Raw genomic sequence first — 21,878 nt, 5'->3', positions numbered from 1 at the left:
CGCTCCAATGCCTTGACCCGGTCCCGGTCGTTGACGGCCTGCGCCTCTGGCCCCGCTCGTCGGCCAGCCTCCTCCCGGCACCAGCGGCGCAGCGTCTCGCTCGTGCAGCCGATCTTGCCAGCAATCGAGGTCAGCGCCGCCCACTCCGACGGGTAATCCCCACGATGCTCCGCCACCATCCGCACGGCACGGTCGCGAAACTCACCCGAAAACTTGTTCCTTGTAGCGCTCATCTCAGCTCCTTCTCACAAATAGGAGCCTCCTGGAAAGCCAGGACGGTTCAAAGGCGGGTGCAGCAATCTGTCTGTCTGAGTTTTCAAGCAAAAGCTAAAGCGACGATACCCCAAGCCCCCTTGAACTGTTCAAAGCACACTTCCGCACTGGCACTCGTGCAGACCCAACCGCGCTTTCCGCATCGGAAATGAGGCGGACGAGGCCCCGGCACCGTTCGAAATAGATCGTTCCGGCCTCTGTCAGCCGGATGGTGCGGGTGGTGCGGTGGAAAAGCTGGACCCCCAGCCGCTGCTCCAGATCCTGCACCTTCTTGCTGATCCGTGCCTTGGATGTCCGCAGGCTTTCGGCCGCCGCCGTAAAGCAGCCCCGCTCGGCAACCTCGATGAAGGCCAGTGTATCACTCATGTCCCGCAGCATCTGATACTTCCTTCAAGACTCGTTGACCGGCCGCATCTGCGGGGCCAGATCAGGCACCCTTCTGGGTGGGGAGAGCCGCGCCCTTGGCAGCAGCTGTCCCGTCGCCGCACGCGCCGGAGGGCGCTTCCTGAGGCTGAGGCATGAGCTGATCCAGCGTCACTTCAGCGAACCGGGCAAGCAGCAGGCTCTGCGCACTGTTCAGGGTGCCGGCCAGCGCCGCATTGGTGTTCCGTTCGATCATGCAGCCGGGATGGGCGCTGCGGGAGCCGATGGCGAAAAGGGCCGGCCGGCCGAGCGCCTCATAGACGGCAAGCAAGGTGATCTGGTCAAGCGGCCGTGCCAGCTGCCAGCCTCCGCCGTGGCCCTTGCCGGAGGTGACGTAGCCCGCCTTGCGCAAGCCCGCCATGGTCCTGCGGAAGACGGCCGGGTTGGTGCCCATGCTCCTGGCCAGAACGCCGGAGGTCAATGGTTCCTCGACCTGTCCCATGTGCAGCAGCACATGCAGCACGTCCGAAAGCCTCGTGTCCTTGTTCATCGCCTGCCTCTGCACCGGCCATCATGCGGCTGCATGACATGTATCAGTTGTTGATACGTGAGGGAATGCCGTGTTATGTATCAGTTGAAGTTGCATGAAAGGATGCCCCATGACCCGCACGCCCGATGCCTTCATGGATCCGGCCGCCGTCGCCTCCTACCTGCGCGATACGCCCCGCAAGGTGCCGGGACTGGCGGATCTTCACAAGATGACGGCGCTGCTCATTGCCGAAAAGGCTCGACGCGCGGCACATGTTCTGGTGGTGGGGGCAGGCGGCGGGCTGGAAATCCGGGCCATGGCGCAGGCGCAGCCGGACTGGCGGTTTACGGGTGTCGATCCGTCGCCCGCCATGCTGGACATCGCCCGGCAGACGCTTTCCGGCTGCGCGGAGCGGGCAGAGCTCATTTTGGGCACCGCCGTTGACGCCCCCCTTGGCCCATTTGACGGGGCCGTGTGCCTTCTGACGCTGCATTTCCTCAGCAAAGCCGAAAGGCTCCAGACCTTGCGGGACGTTCGCAGCCGCCTCAAGCCGGGCGGCATTTTCGTTGCCGCTCACCACACCAGCCCCGGAGGCGAAGCCGAAACCTGGCTGGCCCGCTCCGCCGCCTTTGCCGCAGGCGCAAACCCGGATCCGCACAAGGCCGCAGCATCGGCCAAAGCCATGGCGGAGCGCCTGCCGCTGCTCTCTCCGGCGGAAGAAGAAGACTGCTTCCGGGAAGCCGGCTTCAAGACCCCATCCCTCTTCTACGCCGCCCTGTCCTTTCGCGGCTGGGCCATGAGCGCAGGTGGGGGATGAGGCGGGGAGGGGGGCGGGAAAGGGGGGAGAGAGATATAATTGTGCCTAGCGCTCCTTGGCCCAAAATCGGGGCGCACTTCATCAGCCTCGGAAACGAACTCAGAGCCGGATAATAGTTTGGGGCTAGGTCATTCTCCGCAGAGGTTAGCGCTGGCTTGCATACCACGATCTTTCCGCCATAGCGGAGCATGAATCTCAACTCTGAATAAAGCGTGTCTCAACTTGCTCTTCACGGGCTGGCTCAATAGATTTCAAGTAGGCAATCTATTGCTTTGATTCATCCTTGTTTCCATCGTGCTCAGCGCTCGCCGCGCGGCCGGGGCGGGATTTTCGGATAAGAGAAACCGGTTCGTCGAAATGTATGCTTCCAGCGTTCGCCGCCTGCTTGAGATGTATCCGGCTGGTGCATCTCAAGAGCAACTGCTTTGGCGGCTAAAGTCTACGGGACTGAGGGCATCGGCTGCGGACATTCTCCAGGCGCTCAACGAATTATCCGGAAATGGCGAAATTCGCATTATCTCTGGAGATCGCTGGGTCCTGTCCCGTTTCAACGGCGGGCCTGATCCGAAGGGCGGCAACGGCAGCCCGGGTCTGCCGGGACGCGCAAGCGATGATGCGCCAGTCCTGCGCGCCGTCCGTGGCCAGTATTCGCGGATGGAGCCTGAAACCGTCAGCCCGCTGCCCGAAGCGTCCGCCTCCAGCGCGATGCCGCTGTCCGGCATCTGGCGGGAGCTGCTGGCCTATTACGCTGCAACGCAGCGCTCCGACCCGCGTGGCAAGATTCTGCAGCTGGCATCAAACCATGGCACATCATGGCAGATGCTGTCGGCTGCGGGAGACTGGTGGAGCAACGCCCTTGTCCGCGTGCCATTGGAGAATTTGCCGGAAACGTTTCGCGAGGCGCTCGTCAAAAGGCCGGAGCGAACCTGCGCCATCGGTTATCCCCTGACGCTGCTGGACTCGACGGGCGGCATGGAAGTTCTGCCGGCACTTCTGCTTCCAGCGGAATGGGAGGTGACGCATGATCACCTCAAGATCGTTGTTCGCACAGCCGACCCGGTGATCAATCCCGAGTGGCTGAAGAAGGTGACAGCGCGCAAGCGATGGAAGGCTGACGATCTGACAGACCGGCTCTTCCCGGAAGGCGAGGATCGCGACCTCGGTGCGGTGACACGGCGTCTGCGGAACGTTGCGGCAACACTTGGTGCTGGCAATCTGGCAGCCGGGAAACTCGACGATATCATCACGGCTGACAAGGAGGGAATCTGCAACGCTGCGGCCCTCTTCCTTCCCGCAGATAGAACCTACACGCAGGGCACGGCCAATGACCTTGCCGCGATGGCTGACATGCCAGTTGATGAGACACGCGGAACCGCGATGGAGGCGCTTTTCGCAGATGAAGGCCTGAGCGGGCCCGATGAAGAGGATGCAAAGCTGCTTCAGCTCCGCGATCTCACCGACCGGCAGTTCGCCGCAGCCTGCGATATCCTGACCAAGCCGCTGACTGTGGTGCAAGGACCGCCCGGAACCGGCAAAAGCGACGTTATTGTTTCGGTGATCGCATCTGCGGTGGCAGCAAGGCAAACGGTGCTTTTCGCGTCCAAGAACCATCAGGCGCTGGACGAGGTGGAGCGCCGCCTGGCGGATATCTGCGGGGATAGTCCTGTTGTCATCCGTGGCCGGGATGCCGAGGGAGAGCGCGACACCAATTTTCTTGCCGAGCTGAAATTGCTGGCTGCATCTGAGCCTGTCTCCGGGCTTGCCACCGGGATGCCTGACTTCAGGCTGGCGCGTGCCCTGACCGAAGCCAAAGCCATCCGCCAAAAAAGGACGCAAAGCGGGCTGGAAATGGACCGCCTTCAGGACCGGCTGGTGCGTCTGGAGGGCTCCTCCGGCACGCATGATGACAAGAAAAATGACAAGCGCTTGCTTTGGAGCTTGGCGGACTGGATTGTCTCGCTATTTCGGAAAAACAAACCCGGCGGGACCCCGGCGTTCGATCCAGGCAAGGCCACACCGGAGGAACTGAGGCGCCGGATAGCGCAATTGCGCAGCCTTCTGGAGAGCTTGCCGCATACGCCGGATGCGGCGTCCCTTCCCGCAGAAGGTACCGATTATCTCGAAAGGCTCACCGGGGAACTGCGCACGCTCTTTGCCCAGATTACTGGCCTTGGTGCAGGCGAGCGAAAAACGCTGCTCGAAGACATCAAGGAGCTTGAATTCTCCGGCATCACCAAAGCACGCGGTCTCGCAGCAAAGGAGGCTCGCCTCCTGTTGCGGCACCGTCCGGTCTGGGCAGTCAGCACCCTGTCAGTGCCCTCGCGCATCCCGCTGGTTGCCGGCCTTTTTGACCTTCTGATCATCGACGAAGCAAGCCAATGCGACATTGCCTCGGCACTGCCACTGTTCTTCCGGGCCAAACGGGCGGCTGTGGTGGGCGATCCCGAACAGCTTTCCTTCGTGCCGCAGCTTTCTCTCCAGCAGGAAAATGCGTTGATGGATGCGGCCAAGCTACCGCGAGCAGGACGCGCACGCATTGCGCAGAGCAAGAACTCTCTTTTCGGCTTTGCGGACATGCGGCCTGCCAAAGCCCATCATTTTCTGGCGGACCAGTTCCGCTCGGCACCGGGCATCATCGGCTATCTGAATGATGAATTTTATCAAGGCCATCTCATTGGCCGGTGCAAAGACGAGGAGCTGGCGAAGGCGCCTGGCTACAAGGCGGGCATCGAATGGGTGGATGTAAAGGGCCAAACCATCCGCGTAGACGATCAGAACCTGAATGAAGCTGAAGCGGAAGAGGCGGCGCGGCGCATTGCGCTTCTGGCGTCTGACCACACATTCGAGGGCACCATCGGCGCACTGTCGCCTTTTGTCGGTCAGGTTGCCGGAATACGGCGGGCGGTCGACCGTCTGCTCCCTGAAGAGCTTCAGCAACGCGTCCGGCTGAAGATCGCCACCATCGACAAGTTTCAAGGTGGCGAGGCTGACGTCATCTTCTTCTCGACAGTCTACACGGAAGGCGCGCCCTTCGGGGTAACCAACTTTCTGGCAAAGGAAGCACGCAGGTTCAACGTGGCGGTCAGCCGTGCCAAGGCCGTTTGTGTCGTCATCGGCGATCTGTCTGCTGCCCGCAAGTCACCGATCAAGCCTCTATGGCGGCTGGCGCATCATGCAACAAGTCCGGGCCAGCGCCGCCGCGAGGGCTTCGACAGCGTCTGGGAAGAGCGTCTTTACAACGCGTTGGAGCGCCGGGGTCTGAAGCCCGAAAAGCAATATCCGGCCGGCAACAGGTTTCTCGATATCGCCTTGTTTCACAACGGCGTGAAACTCGATGTCGAGGTGGATGGCCGCGCCTGGCACACCGATGCCGATGGTAACCGCAAGGTGTCGGATGTGCTGCGCGACAGGGAAATGAAAGCCCGCGGCTGGAAGGTCCGCCGCTTCTGGGTGTCCGAAATAGACCGCGATATGGAGAATTGCCTTGAACTCATCGACTCCGACCTCGGACGCCGTTGATACCTCCGGACGCAAGCCGGAACGCTCCTCGTTGTGGGCGATTTCGCTTGTTTTCGCGATGGTCACAATCCTTTTCAACCTCGCGGCAATCGTCGTGTTCATGGAGCGCCACAAGGTGTTCAGCGAACGCGAGATGAGTGTCTCGGCGGCTGAGAACCAGACCCGTGCCGAACGCGCCGATCTTGACGCACGCATCGCAGCTCACCGGAACCTTCAGAGCGATTTCGCAAAGACGCAGGAAGACCTGGGAAGAAGCAACGCCATGCTTGTCGACCTGAACCGTCAGCTCGCCAGCAAGGAAGCCGAATTGCAGACGCTTGAAAATGCGCGCGAAGAGCTGCGAAACGTGACGCAGGAGGCCGCGAACGCCAGGAGCGAGCTGCAGACGGCGAGCGCCGCACGTGAAAAGGCTGAAGCGGAGCTGAAAGACCTCAGGGCGCAGATATCCGGCGTTACGGCGGATCGTGACCGGCTTCTTTCCGATGCGGCAAAGGCGCGGCAAGACAAGGCGGCGGCCGAGCAGGAGCTTGCATCCGCCAAGGCGAAAAGCGGGCCTGCATTGGCCGAAATCAAGAACCAGCAAGACCGGGCACTTACCGCCAAGAAAGACATAGATGCCCAGCTTGCAAAGGCACAGTCCGACCTGACGAAAGCCGGCACCGAACTGCGGCAGGCATTGAACGACGTTGCCAAGGCGCAAAGTGACCGCCAGATCGCCGAAAGTGCGAGGGATGCCGCACGCGAGGCAGCTGATGAGGCATCTTCCAAGCGCGAGCGTGATGAGGATGATGCCGCAGCAGCGCGTGAACGGCAGGTCTCGGCAGCCAGCGATCTCGCAAATACGATGGCCCAGCAACAGGCGCTGACTGACGGCCTGCAAAAACTGGGGCCGCAACTGGCCGCGCTGAACGCATCCATTGAAGCTGGCAGGAAGCAGTTGGCGGATGTGGAGAGCCAGCTATCAGCTGCACGGCAGCAGTTGCTGACCACGAGAAGCGAGAGCGACCGTCTCACTGCCCTGCAGAGCGGCCTGGCAAGGGTTTCGGGCGAGGTGGAAGCTGCAACGGCGCGGCAGAAGGAGCTGATGACCAGCATCGGCAGCCTTACCGTTCAGCGCGACAGCCTCCAGAGCGAAGTCACTGCACTCACCGCCCGCAAGGCAACACTTGCAGAGAAGGGCATGGAGGTGACCGCGCTCGACGAGACCATTGCGCAACAAACGAAAACGCGATCGGAACTCGAAGCCGCCCTGGCTGCCCTGCGGCAGAGCCTCGCCGCCGCACCTCCGCCGAACACGGCGCCAATCGGAACCACGCCCGCAGCAAGCAATACGCAAGGACAATAACTGATGCTAGAGATACTTGCCTCCAGTCCCTACGTGCTGCTTCTGATCTTTCTCGCGGCCATTCTCGCCACAGTCGTGGGCGTCGTATCCATATCGCTTTTCGAGAGACAGCGCCGGAACATGCCCTTTGTTTCGACCCTGATGGACCTCGAGGACCGCATCAACAGGCGAAAAAGCGAGCTCGTTGAAAAGGAAATCGCTCTCGAGGAGATCAATCGCAAGATTGGCGCCCGCGAAACCATTGCCGCCGAAATCGGCGCACTGGAGCAACGGCGGGAGTCGCTCCTGCTGGAAATGGACGGACTGGCCGATGCAAGGGTGCAGATCGATGAAGTGAAGCGGCTTGCTGCAGAAGCAGCTACGGAGCTTGCCGGACGCCAGGAAGCCCTTGAACAGGTTCGGACCGAGCTGGAGAACCTGTCCGGCACCCTGTCGAAAAAGCAGGCCGAACTGGCAGGGCTTGAAAAGGAAATCAATGACCGCAAGGCGAAGATGGAGGACATCCCTGCCGGTCTGGAGGCCAGGATCGCGGAACTGAAGGCCGAGCAGGACACCATCCTGCGCGAAGTCGATCAGCTGCGCGCCGAACGTGGCGTCCTGCTGGGCGCACGTGGGGAGGTAACGGAACTGACAGCGTTGAAGGCGGCACTCCAGAACGATGTCGAGCAGCTGAAAGACCGGCTGACAAAACTGGACAGCGACTTGCGCGAAGCGGAGGCAAACCACACCCGCATCCTCCAGCAGACAGCGCCTCTTGAAGCCAGGTTGCAGCAGTTCAGGCACCTTGATGACAAGGTCCGTTCTCTGGAAAGCCGCAAGACCGCTATCGAGGAAGACATCGAGCGGTTGCGCTCAGAGACTGGCGATGGAACCGCAAAGGACGCCGTCTTTGACGAGCGTGTTCTTGAAGACTTGCGCTCGCCCCCCAGCGTCCTGAAGACGCCCCGTTCGGCCTACCGCCCGGAAGGAGAGGAGCAAGCCCTTCATGGTGTCCGCCAGCATCTTTTGGACCTGAACCTGACTTACCCGGACCGGGTGGTCAAAGCCTTCCATACCTCTCTCAAGATCAACGATTACGCCCAGTTGACCGTTCTCGCCGGCGTCTCCGGAACAGGCAAAAGCCTGCTGCCGCGGCGCTACGCCGAAGCGATGGGCATCCGCTTCCTGCCCTTTGCTGTCGAACCCCGCTGGGACAGCCCGCAGGATCTTCTGGGCTTCTACAACTACATCGAAAAGCGCTTCCGGGCCACCGATCTGGCCCGGGCGCTGGTCCATCTGGATCCATACAACACATCGGGCCTGGCCGCTGGTGGCACCGGCGGGCAATCGCACCAGACGGTTCCGCAGCGCAAAATGCAATTCGGGCTGACAGCCAATGCTCCTGCCGGGCAATCGCACCACGACGACATGATGATCGTCCTGCTCGACGAAATGAACCTTGCTCGCGTCGAACACTATTTCTCGGAATTCCTGAGCCGCCTTGAGGCACGGCCAATGTATCAGAGAAAGTTGGAGGAAGAGGAACGCCGCGATGCCATGATTCCGATCGATATCCGTGGCCGCAAGGAAGGTCCGGTTCGTCTCTACCCCTCCCACAACATGCTGTTTGTCGGCACAATGAACGACGATGAGAGCACTTTGTCACTGTCCGATAAGGTGCTCGACCGCGGCAACATCATGCAGTTCGCGGCTCCGGAGGACTTCCCGGAAGTCAAGACAGCCGAAAGCGGGCCACCGCCAGACCGGCGTCTTTCCTTCGGAACCTGGCGCAGCTGGATCAGGCAACCTGCACACCTTGCCTCCGGCGATACAAGCAAGGTCCGCCAGACAATCCGGCGATTGGCAGAGATCATGAACAATTGCGGGCGCCCTTTCGGGCATCGGCTCAACGCCGCGATAAGCGCCTATGTCGCAAACTATCCGCAGGAAAACGGACATCCGGCCGATGTTCGGAAGCCTCTGGCAGACCAGATCGAATTACGCATCATGCCCAAGCTTCGCGGCCTTAGTATCGAGGAGCACCGCCAGAGATTCGATGAGCTAAAACAGCTTATTCGGGAAGACATGAATGACAGCGCACTTGCCCAGCGGTTGGAAGAAATCATCCAAAGTCAAACAGAGGGTAGCGGCATGTTCAACTGGCGCGGCATGACCAGAACCACGGGCAATTGAGCGAATGACGTTTCTCGACCTCTGGTTCCGGCCCTGGGCCTTGTCTGACCGGTCAAGATCATCCTATCTCGACATTGCCGGCGCGGCTTCTGCGGTCGAGGTTCTGGAGGACTGCGCACCGGTTATCGTCACGGATGTTCCAGGCGGCCCGCGTATCGATGGCAGGACCGGGACATGCGAGTTTGTAGCCAATGTTGATGGCAAGCGGCAAGCCTGGCTGCCGCCCATTCCGGTGCGGCAGGCCAAGGGGCTTGTGATTGAAGGGCCCTCGGGCCCTATCCATGTGGTGCTGAAAGCAATTCCGGATGCACCGGCATCCGAAGCCGGCCCCGATGCCAGCATTCAGCCGGGCGATGGCGATGTTCTGATGTCGCGGATCAAGCGTGTCTGGACCCGGCTGCGCGATTTAGAAGACGTCATTGCCGACCCTGCGGCGATGTGGAGGCACCTGTCGGAGATCTGGCTCAGATCAGAAACGGATGAACGTCCCAGGATGGACGAGATCGTCAAGCAGGCCCGGGCTCTCCCCAATGTCATAGAACGGCTGGACAAGACACCCCGCCGGATTCTACGCCGCGTCCACAAGCAAATGCCTTTGTCGCGCGTGCAGGAACTGGACCGCCGGTCCATGACATGGCTCATCCGCCAGCCGGGTGACACGATTGCCCAACAGGCCGGCGACCGGCAGAAGATCATGGCCGTCGCCCGGGAGGAAAACTTCAACACGCTCGAAAACCGGGTGCTTCTGGCCTATGCCAGGCTGGCCCGGCGCGTTGCGTCCGATTATGTGCCAGCGGCATCGGACAAGCGCCCGCGCCGCAGCCGCGAAGTTCTGGTGCGGACCTACGGAAAGCGCTGCCGGCAGCTGGCAATTGACCTTGCAGAGAAAGGCGTTGTTGAGGCTCCGGCAGATGTCACACCCAATTTCGTGCTTCTGAACAATCCTGATTATTTTGCGATCTGGGACGCATGGAACAAACTGCTGAAGCGCAAACGCATCATGGACGAGCTGTGGCGCTGGCAAACCCGTTCATGGAACGAGTTCTGCGCACTCGCGGTCATCGTTGCGCTGCAGAACATTGAAGGCGCCCGCGTTGTAGCAACCTCGCCCGTGGTCTTCCGGTCAGAGCAGGTGAGAGGGTGCTGGGTTGACAGCATCAATCCACTCGGGGTCATCCATCTTGCAAGACAACAGCTGATCGTGGAGGTGGTTTACGACCACAAACAGCACGGGTTCGAACCCTGGTGTACGCCACTCTGCATTCGCGTGGGCAAGGTGGGTGATGCGCGAAGTTTTCTGAGGTCGATCCTCATCTGGCCGCTCTGGAACAGCCAGGGCAGCACACCGGAACCGCGCCTGCTTGAACTGGCAGCTCTCCTGAAGGACGCACCGCGCACCCAGCAAAAGAGCATATCCTCCATTGGCGGGATGCTGGTGATTACACCAACGGATGGCGATCACAGCACGCTGTTGACCTCGCATCAAAGCGCTGCACTCTCGCTCGGTCCGGCGGGCGGCGGCCTGCGTGACGGTTTGAAAAATCTGGGTGTTGCGCTGCTTCATCTCCTCTCGGACAGGGAAGACGGCTGATGCGGCGGATTACCGGACTGGATATCAATGGCTGGCACGACTTTGCCGTGCATGATGCAAAGCCTGACGCGGACGACGAGACCGCAGCCGGAAGTTCAGCGCTCAACATCATCGATGGCGGCACCGGCACTGTTGTTGTTGCCATGCACGATCCCGATGCAAAGGACGTTACCCCGCATTTCATTGGCGGTCCGCAGGCCATGCATTCGCCCATCGGCCGTGGCAATGGCTGGGGAAAGACCGGAGCGCCGAAGCGCCGCATCTCCGTCCGCTCCCTGCTGGAGGACCTGCTCTCTTCAAATGACGGCAAGGAACGCGCCGCCCAATGGCAGGCGACCACCCTGGCGCTGACGGCGCAGGCTGACGAGGTCGTAGCCATAGTTCCCGATCGCGCAGAACTGGACGAGACACGGCAGGAGTTCCTGCTGAATGCCCTGCGCAGACGCGGCGTATCCATTCGCCTCCTCTGGCATCCAGTCGCCACATTGCTGGCCGCACTTGAGGAGAACCTCATCCCCGCGCCCCGCGACGGCATGCGGGTTGCCTGCATTGACCATTCAGACAATGGCTATGTGCTTCAGGTTTTGACATTACGTGCCCTGGAGGGTCACCCCGGTCTTTTCGCGCCCGAACGGGCAGAGACGGGCAAGGTTGTTCGAACCGGTCCCGATGCCTTCGGCCTGCAATCCCTTTTCACACAGGCAGAAGCCGCCGTACATGCGGCCAACCCTTTGGCAGAGTTCGACAGGCAGGGCCCGAGCCGCATGGCATGGGAACTTCTGCTGGAGGATGTCCCGCCGGTTGAAGAGGAGATCATTCGTCTCGACAACGGTTCATGGACGTCATTAGCGCCGCCACAGACTGATCTTCACACTGTCCAGTTGCGCCTTCCACCGCTGGACCTTGCCGATGCCTCTGCCGTTCTGCTGACCACTCCCGTTGGAGCCGGACTGCGGGAACCCATTCGCAGGGCGGTGGCGGCGGCAGCAGGTGGCAGACCGGTTCTCCTGATGCCGCGGGAGGCTGCTGCAACAGGTGCCCTGCTTGCCGGGCGCCGCATCGAGCAAGGCATCCCGCATTATCTCGATCGTCTGGAACAGGTTTCGCTCGCCGTCCTCGAAGGTCAAGATGTCGTGCTGACCGACCTCGTGCCGGCCAATGCCCTGGTTGCGGCAAACCGGGAATATGTTTCCGCACCGGTTACAGGTCTTGGCTGGCCGGCGGGTGCCCGCAATGTCACCTTCTACCTTCGAAAGGGAACGGAATTCCGGAAGTGGACCACCACAGATGTCTCTCCCCCCTCTCGCAACCAGCCGGTAGAGGTTGCCTTGCGGCAAATGCCGGCACAGGGGCGGGCGGCGGTTTTCGTCACATCGAACGACTGGGACGTCCTGCGATCCCGTCCTGTCTTCCTCGACTGGTCAACACTGGAGCATGATCCGCGATCCTTCGAAGAGATTGCAGAGGAGCTCAAGCCGAAGCCTGTTGTACCGGAGAGGGTAACGGGCTTTGCCCATATTGACCGGTGGACCGGCAGTGATCGTATTGCTGCCTTCGGGCCGTTTATCCCGGAATTCGAACTACGGGACGCGGCAAGACTGCGTGAGTTTCTCTCGAAAGCTGCCCTCATCGATACTGGCGAACCTGGAGCCGGATTTACACGAGCCCATCTTCTCGACTTCGATGGCGAGCCGCCCGAAGAGACTGATGCAGCGTTGATCAAGGCGTTGGATCGCGCGCTGGCTCTCGTTTCGTCAGCCTGCCTGTCAGCAGTCTCCAGCCGCCGCCCCTTGCCGGACAACACCCTCCTTCTGGCCGCCACCTGGGCTTTTGGCCGCTGCCCGCTTGATCTGCAGGACGAGATACTGAAAGCAGCGCATGCTTATCTCGATTCAAGGCCGCATGTGTTCCTTGAGACCAGATCGGCTTCGACCGTCATTCTTCACGGCATGGGCCGGATCATAAAGGAAAAAAGCCGTCTGGAGCGGGCCATTGACCTTCTCCTTCGTCAGCAGCCGTCGAAGGGCAATGTGGCGGCAGCTCTCGCGGCGCTCCTCAGCCGTCCGGTTGCAACACCCGCCGTTCTGACGGAAGAGCGCATAGCAAAAACGGCGAAATTTGTTGCCGCGCTTCTCATCGAACTGCAAGAGAGCCAAAAATTCGGGACTGTTCTGAACTACGCGCTACAGATCACCGGCGGCCTCCTGCGGTGCCGTGAGCAACATCCATATGCGCTGCTTCGGCAGAACTCGAAGGATGCAGACTCAATATATAAGCAGCTGGCGGGCTTGAAGCTTTTGATGGAAAGCAACCCCGCCAGGATCAAGCAGATAGGTTCAAAACTCGGCATCATCGGCAACCTGATGGAAATGCTGTCCGGCTCCGGCGGAGACAGCCATATTCTCATCAGCATCGAGAGTCTGGACGCGGACGGTGATGATGCTGCTGCCTAAAGCAGCTCGTAAAGCGTTCTATCGAGACACACGGCTGCCGTCAGCGCTGCTGAACCAAACTCTCGCAAGCCGACTGACCTGTGGCGTGCGGGTGAGCTTGCTCGTGACCTTGCCGCCAAGTTTCATCCAGTTTTGAGTTCGTTCCCGGCTTTGGTTTTTGGCCTGATGGGCCTGTGAAGTGGTGGGCAATGGCGCGGAGCTTTTCGTATTGCGCCGCGCCAGTGCCGGCCGTGGGTTTAAGGTGGCGGCAAATTCGTCCGGGGGCTGCCAGCAGAGTTGCGAGCGCGGCCGTGCGCCGTTGTAGTCTGCTTGCCAAATGGCCAGCACGGCTCGGGCGTGACTGAGTGAGGAGAAGAGGGTCTCGTTCAGCAGTTCATCCCGCAGGCGCTCGTTGAAGCTCTCGATGAAGCCATTTTGTATGGGCTTCCGGTTCATCTGAGCGCCTGGTGCGCCTCGTTCTGGACGGCACCGCCAAACTGCCGCTCGAGAAGGTAACCGCTGTTGCGGCTATCTTCGGCTGTGACGCAATAGCCCTGTTTCGGGTGGTGCTCGCACAGTTCTATAGTGCGGAAGCCATTGCACTCATGGAGCGCATGCTCGGGCCGCAGGAGAGGCGCGCCGGCGAGGAAGCATGGGTGAGTTTTGTCAGACGCACGGCGCCTGCTGATGTCCAGCCTCCGGATAGATTTGCACGGCGCCTATTGAGGACGCTGTTGAACAGGACCGTATGACAGGCTGCATGCAGGAAATTCAGGCCGCCACGCTGGAGCGCTAGCCACGGGTTTTCCCGATCAAAGGGCTCTCGGGCCCGGAAACCGCCCCCAGACAAGAATTTGGTCTGAAGTTGCGACAGCGCCGATGTGCCTATTGCCGATGAGGTATTGTCAAGTGCACTCGCCGGCCTCAGATCGCCTCAGTTAGTCCAGGATGAACTTGTCACTCACGAGCAGTTCTTTGGCGAACGAGGCAGCATTCACGTCCTCGGCAATGGGACGGGCAAGGGAAGTCATGCGGCCAGGCTGGTCAGTCCCTGAGAGTGCGGGCAGCGCGTTCTGCTTGCTGGCTCCATTGCGGGCGTCGTTCTCGATCACTGTTGATCCCCTCTTCGACGGTGCCTCAAGTTGACTTGGAACCCCGGTCTCTCCGTTGCTCCCGAAACCGGGGAGCACCCAGCCTCGGTCAGTCGATCATACGGCAACAGGTCCTATCCGGCGAGTCTTCGCAATGCGCTGGCGGATCCTTGTCATGCGCGCAGAAACAGGTATCGCGAGCGAGCGCCATGGGGCGCGCTTGGAAGCGTTGAGGTGATCAGAGGTTGACGAGAGAGCTGCCAAAGACACCTTGAAAAAGACTGATGTCGAACGGCCGCTTGTCTGGCCTGCGAGACACCTCGGGAGCTTACTGGATCTGCTTCTCCAGAGCCCGTCGAACCAGGCTGCATCTGGTATCGATGATTTTCCGGACGGCCTTCAGGATCGGATGGCCGATGCCATCCTCTGACATTTCCTCCAGCAATGCGCCGGCTTCCGGCCCGATCGCGTCCGCCATGCGCATCAACTCTCCGGCGAGCATCCGCCTCGCTGTCTTGTTGGACGGCACAAGCGAGGCCCAGTGCTCCATCTGGATCGTGTCTGGCAGTGACCTGCCACCGAGAGCCATTGCCATTTTCTTGGACAGGCGTGGATAGGCAGCCGTGCAGATGGCATCATACATTGGTGCCAGGTCCGGCGCTTTCCCACGATAGAGCAGGGCATAATTCTTGGCATGGGCGTCGGCATTGCCGGTCAGGTAGTGGAACATCAGCATTCGCTGGAAACGCAATGTCCCGGCCGCGGGCTTGGCCGTGGTCTGCCGGATCAGCTGGAAGCATTGACTGATGCCCGGGCCACCTTCTTCCTCATACTTGAGCTCTGGGGGCACGCTCAGCGCCTGGCAGAAGTCTTCCTGGTGCAGACGTTCGATCCGGCCGTTGTCAAGCATCACGCGATCGTATCGCTCGACCAGGAAGTAATCGATTTTGCCAGCCGCTCCCTTCGAAACGGCAGGGGCGTCGAGGTCAAGACGGCGCGCGAGGCGCATGCAGAAGACTTCGTTCTCCACCGTGCCATCAAGCCCCTCGATGAAGGGTTTGAGGATATGTGTCGTCGGCCCGCCGCCTCTGGGCAGCACGATCTGCCCGCCGATGACAGCCACGGCCAGCTTGTCCTGGGCACCTGCAAGCGAGAGGCGCACTCCGGCTTCTCCGCCCAGCAGGGGGCGCTGCCGGAGCAGGGAGAGGATCTCTTCAAGATGCGGTTCATCAAGCGCCGCGGAATCGTCCGAGGCCGGGTCCGGTGGGAGCTGCCCCGCCGGAAGGAGTGACAAGGCACCCGCACATTCCCCGCCGATTATTTCGAGCAGCCCGAAGGCGTTGCCTGGGGATATGCCGAGCGCTGCGGCCAGCCGGCGTCTGGCACCTTCATCTGGCAGGAGCCCGGAGAAAAAGGAGCGTGCGGCACGGTCGGTGAAGGGCTCGTCCCGAAGCGGCAATGAGACAGACAGAGCAACAGGATCGGTGGCGAGGTAACCGCTGTCATAGGTGAAGGTCAGCGCGGCGTCCCCGTTCTGCTTGAGCTCGCCTGCCTTCCGGTCCTTGAGATAGACGTCAAGCACGCGGGTCATGAGGACGCACCGCGGGAGGTGATGCTGACTGTCAAGCCAAGCGTCTGCAGGACAGTCAAGGCCAGGCCGATCCGGCAGCTCTCTTTGCCACTCTCCAGTTCGCGCACGAACCGCACACCCACGCCTGCGATACCGGCGAGTTGTTCCTGGGTAAGCAGCTGACGCTTTCGCTCAGTCCGGATCAACTGGCCAAGCGCTGCGCTGTCGAACACCGTTGTCATGTGAATCATCCCTTCCGGGGTGATTGAAACACATCTCCCGCGTCATTGCACGAAAAAGAACCGATCGGGACGATTGGCGCTTGAGGTTTCGGCGGCACGCCAAAATCATCCCGATCGGGACTTGATGGAATCTGTAACGGGGAAGGGGATGCAGAGCGTGGCTGCCTCTTGCCCTCGGGGGGGATCCGGAAAACTGTTCCGGTAACAGACTGCGCCGATTGTTTAAGTATTTGAAAAATAAGGAAAAATAGATAATGGCTGGGGAACCTGGATTCGTCTGGGGAGTTCTCAGTACACTATACATTTCAATGACTTAACGCATATCGCGCCGACACTGTGGGGGGAGCCTGCGGGGTTGTCAACAATTCATCGCGCATGTGACCGGGGAGGGCGTCACTGCCCCACAGGCGCGGCGCTCCACCCTGCTTTGTCAACATTTTGAATCCCCGTCGGTTGGGTCGCGAGCGCTCGAGTCCTTGAACGAGTCCTTGCGCCATGCCCGTGGCGGGGGGCAAGCCGCGCACCGAGTCCTTCGTGAAGTTAAGTCTAATCCTTTATATGTACTCGAATCCTTAGAAGACGAATCCTTGAATCATTCATGCAGTTCTAAAGGATTCGTAGAGAAAAAATTTTATTAAAATGCCTTTCTAAAAAATATTCGTGTCAACAATTATTTTTTGATTGACATTTTAATCGACTAGAAGAACCCTAATAAGGTCGATATGATCGACGAATACGCAACATGGAAAGCACAGGAGGCTTCATGAGTGCAGAGTTTAGGGAATATCTTATCAATCGGGACGACGGTCCGGATCTGCGGTTCACCGGAAGGCGAATTGCGACCGCCGAATCCAGCCCCGACCGGCAAAGCTGTGATTACAGCGGACAGATCGGCTGCTGGGATGAGCTAGAGCTATACCAGACGAACGCCGGCAACTTCGTCTGCGTGATAGAGAATTGTTATGCGGGTCACCGCAACGAACGGCGCGCCGTTGTCGCCAACGACGCCAGCGAGGTCATCGATTTTTTCGGTCAGAATTGGCTCGCGAAAATACTCTACGGCGAAGCCGGCATTGAGAATGTCCAGGACGTCGCCTGACCCCATGACAGCTCGGAGCCGGAAATCCGGCTCCCGCATTCCAAAGGAGATGAGAACAAGTGCAAAAAATCACAGACGTAGTTGAGAATATCAGGCAGGTCATTGATGAGTTACAGAATGAAGGCTTTGGCTTGCCGTCAGAGTACATAGAGACTTTCGAGAAAATCGAAAGTCAGGCGCCACATTATAGGCTTAACCACACGCCGCCAGGTTGCCCCGCTCTCTCCGAACCTAACTTTTCTGCAATGCAGGAGCTGTGGAATCAGGCGATGATTGATCGTCTTGTTCCGGATCAGAAGTGCGAAAACACACTGCTCAATATTTGCTACCGTTGCCTACGGCTTGAATCCCTTGTTCTGGCAGAACTGATCGAAAAAGAGTTTAGGCCAACCGCTACGGTGATCATCTCGATCAGCGCTGGAGAGAAGCTCCAAGGTTTGACGGAAGTCTATCAGGCGACACCCCAAACGTTTGTAGAGGCACTCTTGCATTACGCCCTTTCTGTCAACGAATGCCCTACCTCATGGGAAGCCACCAGGCCGTTTGACTTCAGTCACTACGATCCACGCAATAATGACGCGGCTGCGGGTCGTTGGTTTTGACGGCGAGAGCGGCAAGACCATTCTCACTCCGCTTGCTCCCATGCAACTCGTCGGTTTCGCACCGAGTTGTTGCGAGGACTGCCCCAGCAGGATGAAAATCGGAGATGGTATCCGCGCGCTCTGGTTGATCGGAGATATGGCGCCGGAAGATATCGAGGATATCGCTGAACAAGCCTGCGCCGGATGCGCCACACAGCGAGCTCGAGCGGATTTTCGTCGACACCCGACTGACCAAGGGGGTGTGGTGACGTATGTCTGGGTTCGGATGTATCCGGACGGAGACCACATCGGACCGATTACACACGAGTTGTAGGGGAACAGTATGGCAGCAGACGACGTAATCCGGACCTATTACGAGGCACTAAGGCCAACCCCGGAAGAGGTTCAAGCGATAATCGATCAATGGCCCGTCCTTGCCGAGGCCGCGAAAGCGGCCGGGCATCCGGAACAGGAGGAAGAATAAACCGCGCTGAAATTTTCTCTGCTCCAGCAGAGATGAAGGGGCGACACCTGCCGTCCCATTTTTATCTTCAGGAGAAGATAATGTCTTCAAGCATCACACTTCATCGCAAGCTCCATGAGTCTGCTGCCCGCAGTAAGGGCGTAGATCCGGAATCGACGGAAGCACTCGCTTCCTGGAAAACCGGTCCTCGAAACCTCGTCCTCGCGATCGCGGAGATGTACAGTCAGAAAGCGTATGATCGCCGGTGCTATGGAAATGTGGGAATGGGTGATCGCTGGCTAGAAATCGACGGAGAGCCCGTTTCTGGTATAGACATCTCATGTATCTGGGATCAGGACGGTCCTGCAACGGACCGAGTTAGAGCCGCTAAACGCTTCCTTGAGCATAGATAAAGTAACGAGCGATGCCAAAAGCCCCCGGACGTCGGATCTCCGGGGGCTTTTCCTGTTTTGGGCACTCCGGAAGGCCGGAGGGAGGGAGCGGAGCGCGCTCACAAAAAAGCGCCGTAGCGAGTGACCGACCGGAGGCCGGGCAGCGTTTCTGTGAGTCACGAAAAGAAATCGAACATCCTGTCAGACTTCATGGACCGGGAGGAGATACCGGAGAGCCACCGTCGCCTTCGTCATTGTCATCGTCATCATCGCGCTTCCGGCCGCGTGACGGCGGCTTGTAATCCGGATGCGTTTCCGGATGATAGCGATCTCTTTTCCCGCGCCAGTGCTCAAAGTAGTCATCGTCTGAGCGGCCGTGCCCGCCTCGCAACGTCAAGGGGTCGCCGATTTCGTACATGATCAGAGCGAACCACCTCCGCAAGTCGATCGGCAAGCGGCGGTAAATCTCCTTTGTTGACCCGTGCTCTAAATAACCGTTCCGGCTGTTTCGGGATGCTGTGCAGTCCTTCACGAGCCGCGTCATCGTTGCTGTGCTGTAGTCTCTTGCCATCCGGAAGTCTCCTTCTGAAAATAAGTAGCGGCGTGGGAGCGGCCCGGATCGCGAAGGTCAAGACCGCGCTTACAAGTATTGCCCAAAATGCGCGCGTAGGATCTCGCCGGCGGCGAAGGCGCATGGCCATTCGGACGCGGTCACGGCATGAGCGGCGGCGTCTTTTCCTGCGTCGGGCGGCGGCGGATTTACTTTCGTGAGTCACGAATTTTTTCATTCTTAGGCCTCCATCAAATTCGCGGCGCCCTGTTCTCCCGACTGCCCTTCGACAATTCGCGGCGCCGCTCTTCCGCCCTCCGCTCCGCCTGGCGACGTCTCGCAGCAGCGGCAAGTGCTTTCACCCCGCCTCGAGCGATAGCCGGGTCAGCAGCCAGAGCCGCGCGTGCATCGCGCAGAAGCGCGAGCTCTTTTTCTAAGCGCGCCAGTTCAGCGCCGCGCGCGGCGTCGTGCGCTGCGTGCCGAGACTCCTGCGTCGTCTCTAAGATCTTGATTTCTCTGCGCATTTTAGCGACCGGCTTACGCAGCGGCTCGCGCTCTGCGTAGAGTCCTGAGAGCGCTCGGACTGCAGCATCGTGCCGTGATATGCGGCCGGTCAGCAGCGCAAAAAGGCCGCTGGGTCGGCCGGCAGAAGTGATCTCACGAAGAGAAGAGATGCGCTTTTCGTGCCGCGCTTCCCATGCTGCCAGCGCTCGCGCTGCGGCAGCCAGACGCTTGCGTGTACCGACAAGTGCGGCCGGATCTTTGAGCTGTTCCGGCTCTGCAAGAGCTGCAATGCGCGCTTGCAGATCCGGTTCGCAGCGGTCGAGGAAGCCGCGCGCGGCGGCAGCAGCAATGCTGATGTCGAGACGATCTCGAAAGCCTTCTGCAAATTTCATCGCTTGCTCGGCAGCAGCTTCCGAGACGAGCTCAGCACCTGATTTTTTCTGCCCTTTTGAAATCGCCGGGGGGCGGCGGCTGGTCACCAGCCGCAGCGGAGCGGCAGGAGCAGGAGCAGGAGCAGGAGCAGGAGCAGGAGCAGGAGCAGCAGGGGCTTCCATCGCAGCCCTAACGGCTGCGCGCTTCTCGCCGGTCAGCCGGTCCAGCGAGCCGATTTCGACGCCACCACGAGATACGATCCAGAGCCCTTCTTTTCTCCCGGGCGCGATTTCGTAGCCGGCGGCCCGTACGGCCTCGGCGCCTCCAGACGTCCAGGCGCCGCGGATTTTAGCGCGTGCGTCGGAGAGATTGACGCCATGCCTGGAGAGTGCCTGCCGATGAGCGGGCGAGGCTGCGGACTGCGGTTTATCCAGATCGGGGCCGTGAGCGTCTGTCAGCCAATCGGCGACGTCGGCGCGGCCGTGCTGACGTAGCCAGCGGACCACACTGGCGTGATGGCGGCCGAGGACAGGCTCCTCGCCCAGTTCAAATTCAATGAGCCGTGAAGCAGTTTCGAGTTTAATCTTCTCGTATCCGGATTCGAGAACACGTCCCTCTGGGGAGACACGGCCGAGGACGAGGTGAGCGTGACGATTACCATCGCCGGACTGGCGCTCTTTTGCGTGAGTCACGATGGCGGCCGGATGTCCCACGGCGCCAAGGTGACTGATTACGATACGGGCGGCTCGTTCCAGCTCGTCGTCAGTCATCATGCGGGAGGGAGACAAGTGAATGTGAAGGGCGGCGGCGTCTGCAGATGTCGAATCCCGCAAGCGTTCCATGTCCCGAACGGCGCCAGGGAGATTGTCGGCCAGAGTACCGCCCAGGATACGGACGCCTGGTTCGTTCTCCGGCTTGAGCAAATGCCCGACCAGCGCACGGGAATCGCGCTGGGTCCGGGCATGTCGGACAACGCCCGCAATCACGATGCCCCCGATCCGCCCCGGGTTTCTTGGGAGACAACGACGGTGTGCAGATCGCGAACGGCGATGGTCAAGCGATTGAGGGCGTCCGGATCGACACGGCCGCCCTCATTGGCATATCGGGCAAGTTGATTGAGATTGTTTCCGATTTGGCCGACGGCTCCGGTCCACCACCCGACGGCGCGGGCGAGGTCGGTACGAGCGGCATGGCGCGCAGGAGTTGGCTGACCGGCGGCGCGGGTCAGGATCTCCCGTGCCCAGGTATTCGGCCCACATCCAGAAGCGCGGGCCGCGCGCTCGATCGCCTGCCGCTCGGCGGGCAGGAGACGGGCGCTCACGCTCGCCGTGCGCTGGCGGGTTTCGGAGCGGCGGCGTCGGGGAGCGACCCGCTCGGCGGATGCAATATCTGTGTCGGTCACGGCGGCTCCTTTACTCGGCGCCTGACGGGCGCGGTGGGGGTCAACGGGGGAGGCTTGCCTCCCCCTTGCCAGTGTCGGGCGGTGTAACCGCCCGCTGCTGGCTCCCTTCCGATCAGGAGGGCTCTAACCCTATGAGGAATTGTTCCGCGGGAACCAGATCGAGGCAAACCGCCGGCGGAATTGCCACACGACTGCGTGGTTCCAGGTAAGCGTCCGGCCTGACGGCACCGCCGGGTGCTGAGAGTGCCGGATCGTCGTCGGAACCGCTCTGGTAAGAATGAAGAGCATCGGAGAAATCAGTATGCGACGACAATCTGGTCGGGATTTCGGGAATCTCATCGCGAGACGCGGCAAACCGAGCGTAATCCCCCCAGCAGCAGGGCGCCACCAAGGCGGACGATGGCCTCATCATTGGGGAAGATGCCGACGACGTCGGTGCGGCGTTTGATCTCGCCGTTCAGCCGTTCGATCGGGTTGGTCGAGTGCAGCTTGACCCGATGTTCCTTGGGGAAGGACATGTAGGCAGCACGTCGTCCTCGGCGTCACCCCTGATCGCGGCTAGCGCCACTTT

Annotated in this window: 18 protein-coding genes and 3 pseudogenes; 9 read left to right on the top strand and 12 right to left on the bottom strand. The window is 60.3% G+C overall.

Annotated elements, in window-relative coordinates:
• The 3 genes from H163_RS0120180 to H163_RS0120170 form a co-directional block, all read right to left on the bottom strand.
• Window positions 1-233: hypothetical protein (locus H163_RS0120180; RefSeq protein WP_019965748.1), on the bottom strand; the 233-nt coding region annotated here is incomplete at its 3' end.
• Between the two features lie 94 nt (window positions 234-327).
• On the bottom strand, window positions 328-639 hold the full coding sequence (locus H163_RS0120175; RefSeq protein WP_244296106.1) for a LysR family transcriptional regulator: 312 nt from the start codon (window positions 637-639) through the stop codon (window positions 328-330).
• A gap of 61 nt (window positions 640-700) precedes the next feature.
• On the bottom strand, window positions 701-1,186 hold the full coding sequence (locus tag H163_RS0120170; RefSeq protein WP_019966432.1) for an Rrf2 family transcriptional regulator: 486 nt from the start codon (window positions 1,184-1,186) through the stop codon (window positions 701-703).
• Between the two features lie 109 nt (window positions 1,187-1,295).
• On the opposite strand from H163_RS0120170, the gene H163_RS0120165 reads away from it, so the two are divergent.
• A complete protein-coding gene (locus tag H163_RS0120165) occupies window positions 1,296-1,982 on the top strand; it encodes a class I SAM-dependent methyltransferase (RefSeq protein ID WP_019966431.1) in 687 nt (228 codons plus the stop codon).
• Window positions 1,983-2,792: 810 nt separating this feature from the next.
• Here the strand turns inward: H163_RS0120165 and H163_RS24850 are convergent.
• A complete protein-coding gene (locus tag H163_RS24850; protein WP_244296108.1) occupies window positions 2,793-3,497 on the bottom strand; it encodes a hypothetical protein in 705 nt (234 codons plus the stop codon).
• Between H163_RS24850 and H163_RS24985 the strand changes: the two are divergent.
• The 6 genes and pseudogenes from H163_RS24985 to H163_RS0120140 form a co-directional block, all read left to right on the top strand.
• Window positions 3,489-3,599 (top strand): annotated as a pseudogene (locus H163_RS24985) (hypothetical protein); the annotation flags it as partial. The gene H163_RS24850 and the pseudogene H163_RS24985 overlap by 9 nt on opposite strands.
• A 9-nt stretch (window positions 3,600-3,608) precedes the next feature.
• Window positions 3,609-5,501, top strand: coding sequence for an AAA domain-containing protein (locus tag H163_RS0120160; RefSeq protein ID WP_244296110.1), 1,893 nt, complete (start codon window positions 3,609-3,611; stop codon window positions 5,499-5,501).
• Window positions 5,467-6,846 carry a coiled-coil domain-containing protein gene (locus H163_RS0120155; RefSeq protein ID WP_155975145.1) on the top strand — a complete coding sequence of 460 codons (1,380 nt, stop codon included), beginning with the start codon at window positions 5,467-5,469 and terminating at the stop codon, window positions 6,844-6,846. The genes H163_RS0120160 and H163_RS0120155 overlap by 35 nt, the downstream gene beginning before the upstream one ends.
• 3 nt (window positions 6,847-6,849) lie before the next feature.
• Complete coding sequence (locus tag H163_RS23835) at window positions 6,850-9,018, top strand: AAA family ATPase (protein ID WP_051105440.1); 2,169 nt, start codon at window positions 6,850-6,852, stop codon at window positions 9,016-9,018.
• 283 nt (window positions 9,019-9,301) lie between these two features.
• Window positions 9,302-10,609: a hypothetical protein gene (locus H163_RS23830; RefSeq protein ID WP_208975449.1), complete on the top strand. Its 1,308-nt coding sequence runs from the start codon at window positions 9,302-9,304 to the stop codon at window positions 10,607-10,609.
• Entirely contained in the window at window positions 10,609-13,062 is a 2,454-nt protein-coding gene (locus H163_RS0120140; RefSeq protein WP_019966427.1) for a hypothetical protein, read from the top strand. Before H163_RS23830 ends, H163_RS0120140 begins: the two co-directional genes overlap by 1 nt.
• A gap of 237 nt (window positions 13,063-13,299) precedes the next feature.
• Here the strand turns inward: H163_RS0120140 and H163_RS24110 are convergent.
• The 4 genes and pseudogenes from H163_RS24110 to H163_RS0120115 form a co-directional block, all read right to left on the bottom strand.
• A pseudogene (locus H163_RS24110) lies at window positions 13,300-13,512 on the bottom strand (integrase core domain-containing protein); the annotation flags it as partial.
• A 467-nt stretch (window positions 13,513-13,979) separates the two neighbouring features.
• Window positions 13,980-14,153, bottom strand: coding sequence for a hypothetical protein (locus H163_RS24495; protein WP_019966425.1), 174 nt, complete (start codon window positions 14,151-14,153; stop codon window positions 13,980-13,982).
• Between the two features lie 307 nt (window positions 14,154-14,460).
• A complete protein-coding gene (locus tag H163_RS0120120) occupies window positions 14,461-15,723 on the bottom strand; it encodes a type II toxin-antitoxin system HipA family toxin (RefSeq protein WP_019966424.1) in 1,263 nt (420 codons plus the stop codon).
• Entirely contained in the window at window positions 15,720-15,953 is a 234-nt protein-coding gene (locus H163_RS0120115; RefSeq protein ID WP_019966423.1) for a helix-turn-helix domain-containing protein, read from the bottom strand. Before H163_RS0120115 ends, H163_RS0120120 begins: the two co-directional genes overlap by 4 nt.
• A gap of 754 nt (window positions 15,954-16,707) precedes the next feature.
• Between H163_RS0120115 and H163_RS0120110 the strand changes: the two genes are divergently transcribed.
• Window positions 16,708-17,043: a hypothetical protein gene (locus H163_RS0120110; protein ID WP_026356107.1), complete on the top strand. Its 336-nt coding sequence runs from the start codon at window positions 16,708-16,710 to the stop codon at window positions 17,041-17,043.
• Between the two features lie 59 nt (window positions 17,044-17,102).
• Window positions 17,103-17,645, top strand: a complete 543-nt coding sequence (locus H163_RS0120105; protein WP_019966421.1) for a hypothetical protein — start codon at window positions 17,103-17,105, stop codon at window positions 17,643-17,645.
• Window positions 17,646-18,687: 1,042 nt separating this feature from the next.
• On the opposite strand, the gene H163_RS24490 is transcribed toward H163_RS0120105, so the two are convergent.
• The 4 genes and pseudogenes from H163_RS24490 to H163_RS0120080 form a co-directional block, all read right to left on the bottom strand.
• Window positions 18,688-19,050 carry a hypothetical protein gene (locus tag H163_RS24490; RefSeq protein ID WP_147290413.1) on the bottom strand — a complete coding sequence of 121 codons (363 nt, stop codon included), beginning with the start codon at window positions 19,048-19,050 and terminating at the stop codon, window positions 18,688-18,690.
• Window positions 19,051-19,280: 230 nt separating this feature from the next.
• Window positions 19,281-20,891 (bottom strand): relaxase/mobilization nuclease domain-containing protein, encoded by a 1,611-nt coding sequence (locus tag H163_RS0120090; RefSeq protein WP_026356105.1) that lies wholly within the window; start codon window positions 20,889-20,891, stop codon window positions 19,281-19,283.
• Window positions 20,888-21,307, bottom strand: coding sequence for a plasmid mobilization protein (locus H163_RS24105; protein ID WP_160118255.1), 420 nt, complete (start codon window positions 21,305-21,307; stop codon window positions 20,888-20,890). The genes H163_RS0120090 and H163_RS24105 overlap by 4 nt, the downstream gene beginning before the upstream one ends.
• Before the next feature lie 371 nt (window positions 21,308-21,678).
• Window positions 21,679-21,848 (bottom strand): annotated as a pseudogene (locus tag H163_RS0120080) (transposase); the annotation flags it as partial.
• Between the last annotated feature and the right edge of the window lie 30 nt (window positions 21,849-21,878).

Origin of the sequence: Pannonibacter phragmitetus DSM 14782 (genome assembly GCF_000382365.1) — a bacterium.
Lineage (GTDB): Bacteria > Pseudomonadota > Alphaproteobacteria > Rhizobiales > Stappiaceae > Pannonibacter > Pannonibacter phragmitetus.
This window is presented reverse-complemented; position numbering and strand designations above follow the sequence as displayed.

Excerpts from the sequence above, each read along its gene's own strand:
- H163_RS0120175 (WP_244296106.1), bottom strand. The coding sequence starts at position 639 with ATGAGTGATACACTGGCCTTCATCGAGGTTGCCGAGCGGGGCTGCTTT.
- H163_RS0120170 (WP_019966432.1), bottom strand. The coding sequence starts at position 1,186 with ATGAACAAGGACACGAGGCTTTCGGACGTGCTGCATGTGCTGCTGCAC.
- H163_RS0120165 (WP_019966431.1), top strand. The coding sequence starts at position 1,296 with ATGACCCGCACGCCCGATGCCTTCATGGATCCGGCCGCCGTCGCCTCC.
- H163_RS23835 (WP_051105440.1), top strand. The coding sequence starts at position 6,850 with ATGCTAGAGATACTTGCCTCCAGTCCCTACGTGCTGCTTCTGATCTTT.
- H163_RS0120140 (WP_019966427.1), top strand. The coding sequence starts at position 10,609 with ATGCGGCGGATTACCGGACTGGATATCAATGGCTGGCACGACTTTGCC.
- H163_RS0120120 (WP_019966424.1), bottom strand. The coding sequence starts at position 15,723 with ATGACCCGCGTGCTTGACGTCTATCTCAAGGACCGGAAGGCAGGCGAG.
- H163_RS0120115 (WP_019966423.1), bottom strand. The coding sequence starts at position 15,953 with ATGATTCACATGACAACGGTGTTCGACAGCGCAGCGCTTGGCCAGTTG.
- H163_RS0120110 (WP_026356107.1), top strand. The coding sequence starts at position 16,708 with ATGAGTGCAGAGTTTAGGGAATATCTTATCAATCGGGACGACGGTCCG.
- H163_RS24490 (WP_147290413.1), bottom strand. The coding sequence starts at position 19,050 with ATGGCAAGAGACTACAGCACAGCAACGATGACGCGGCTCGTGAAGGAC.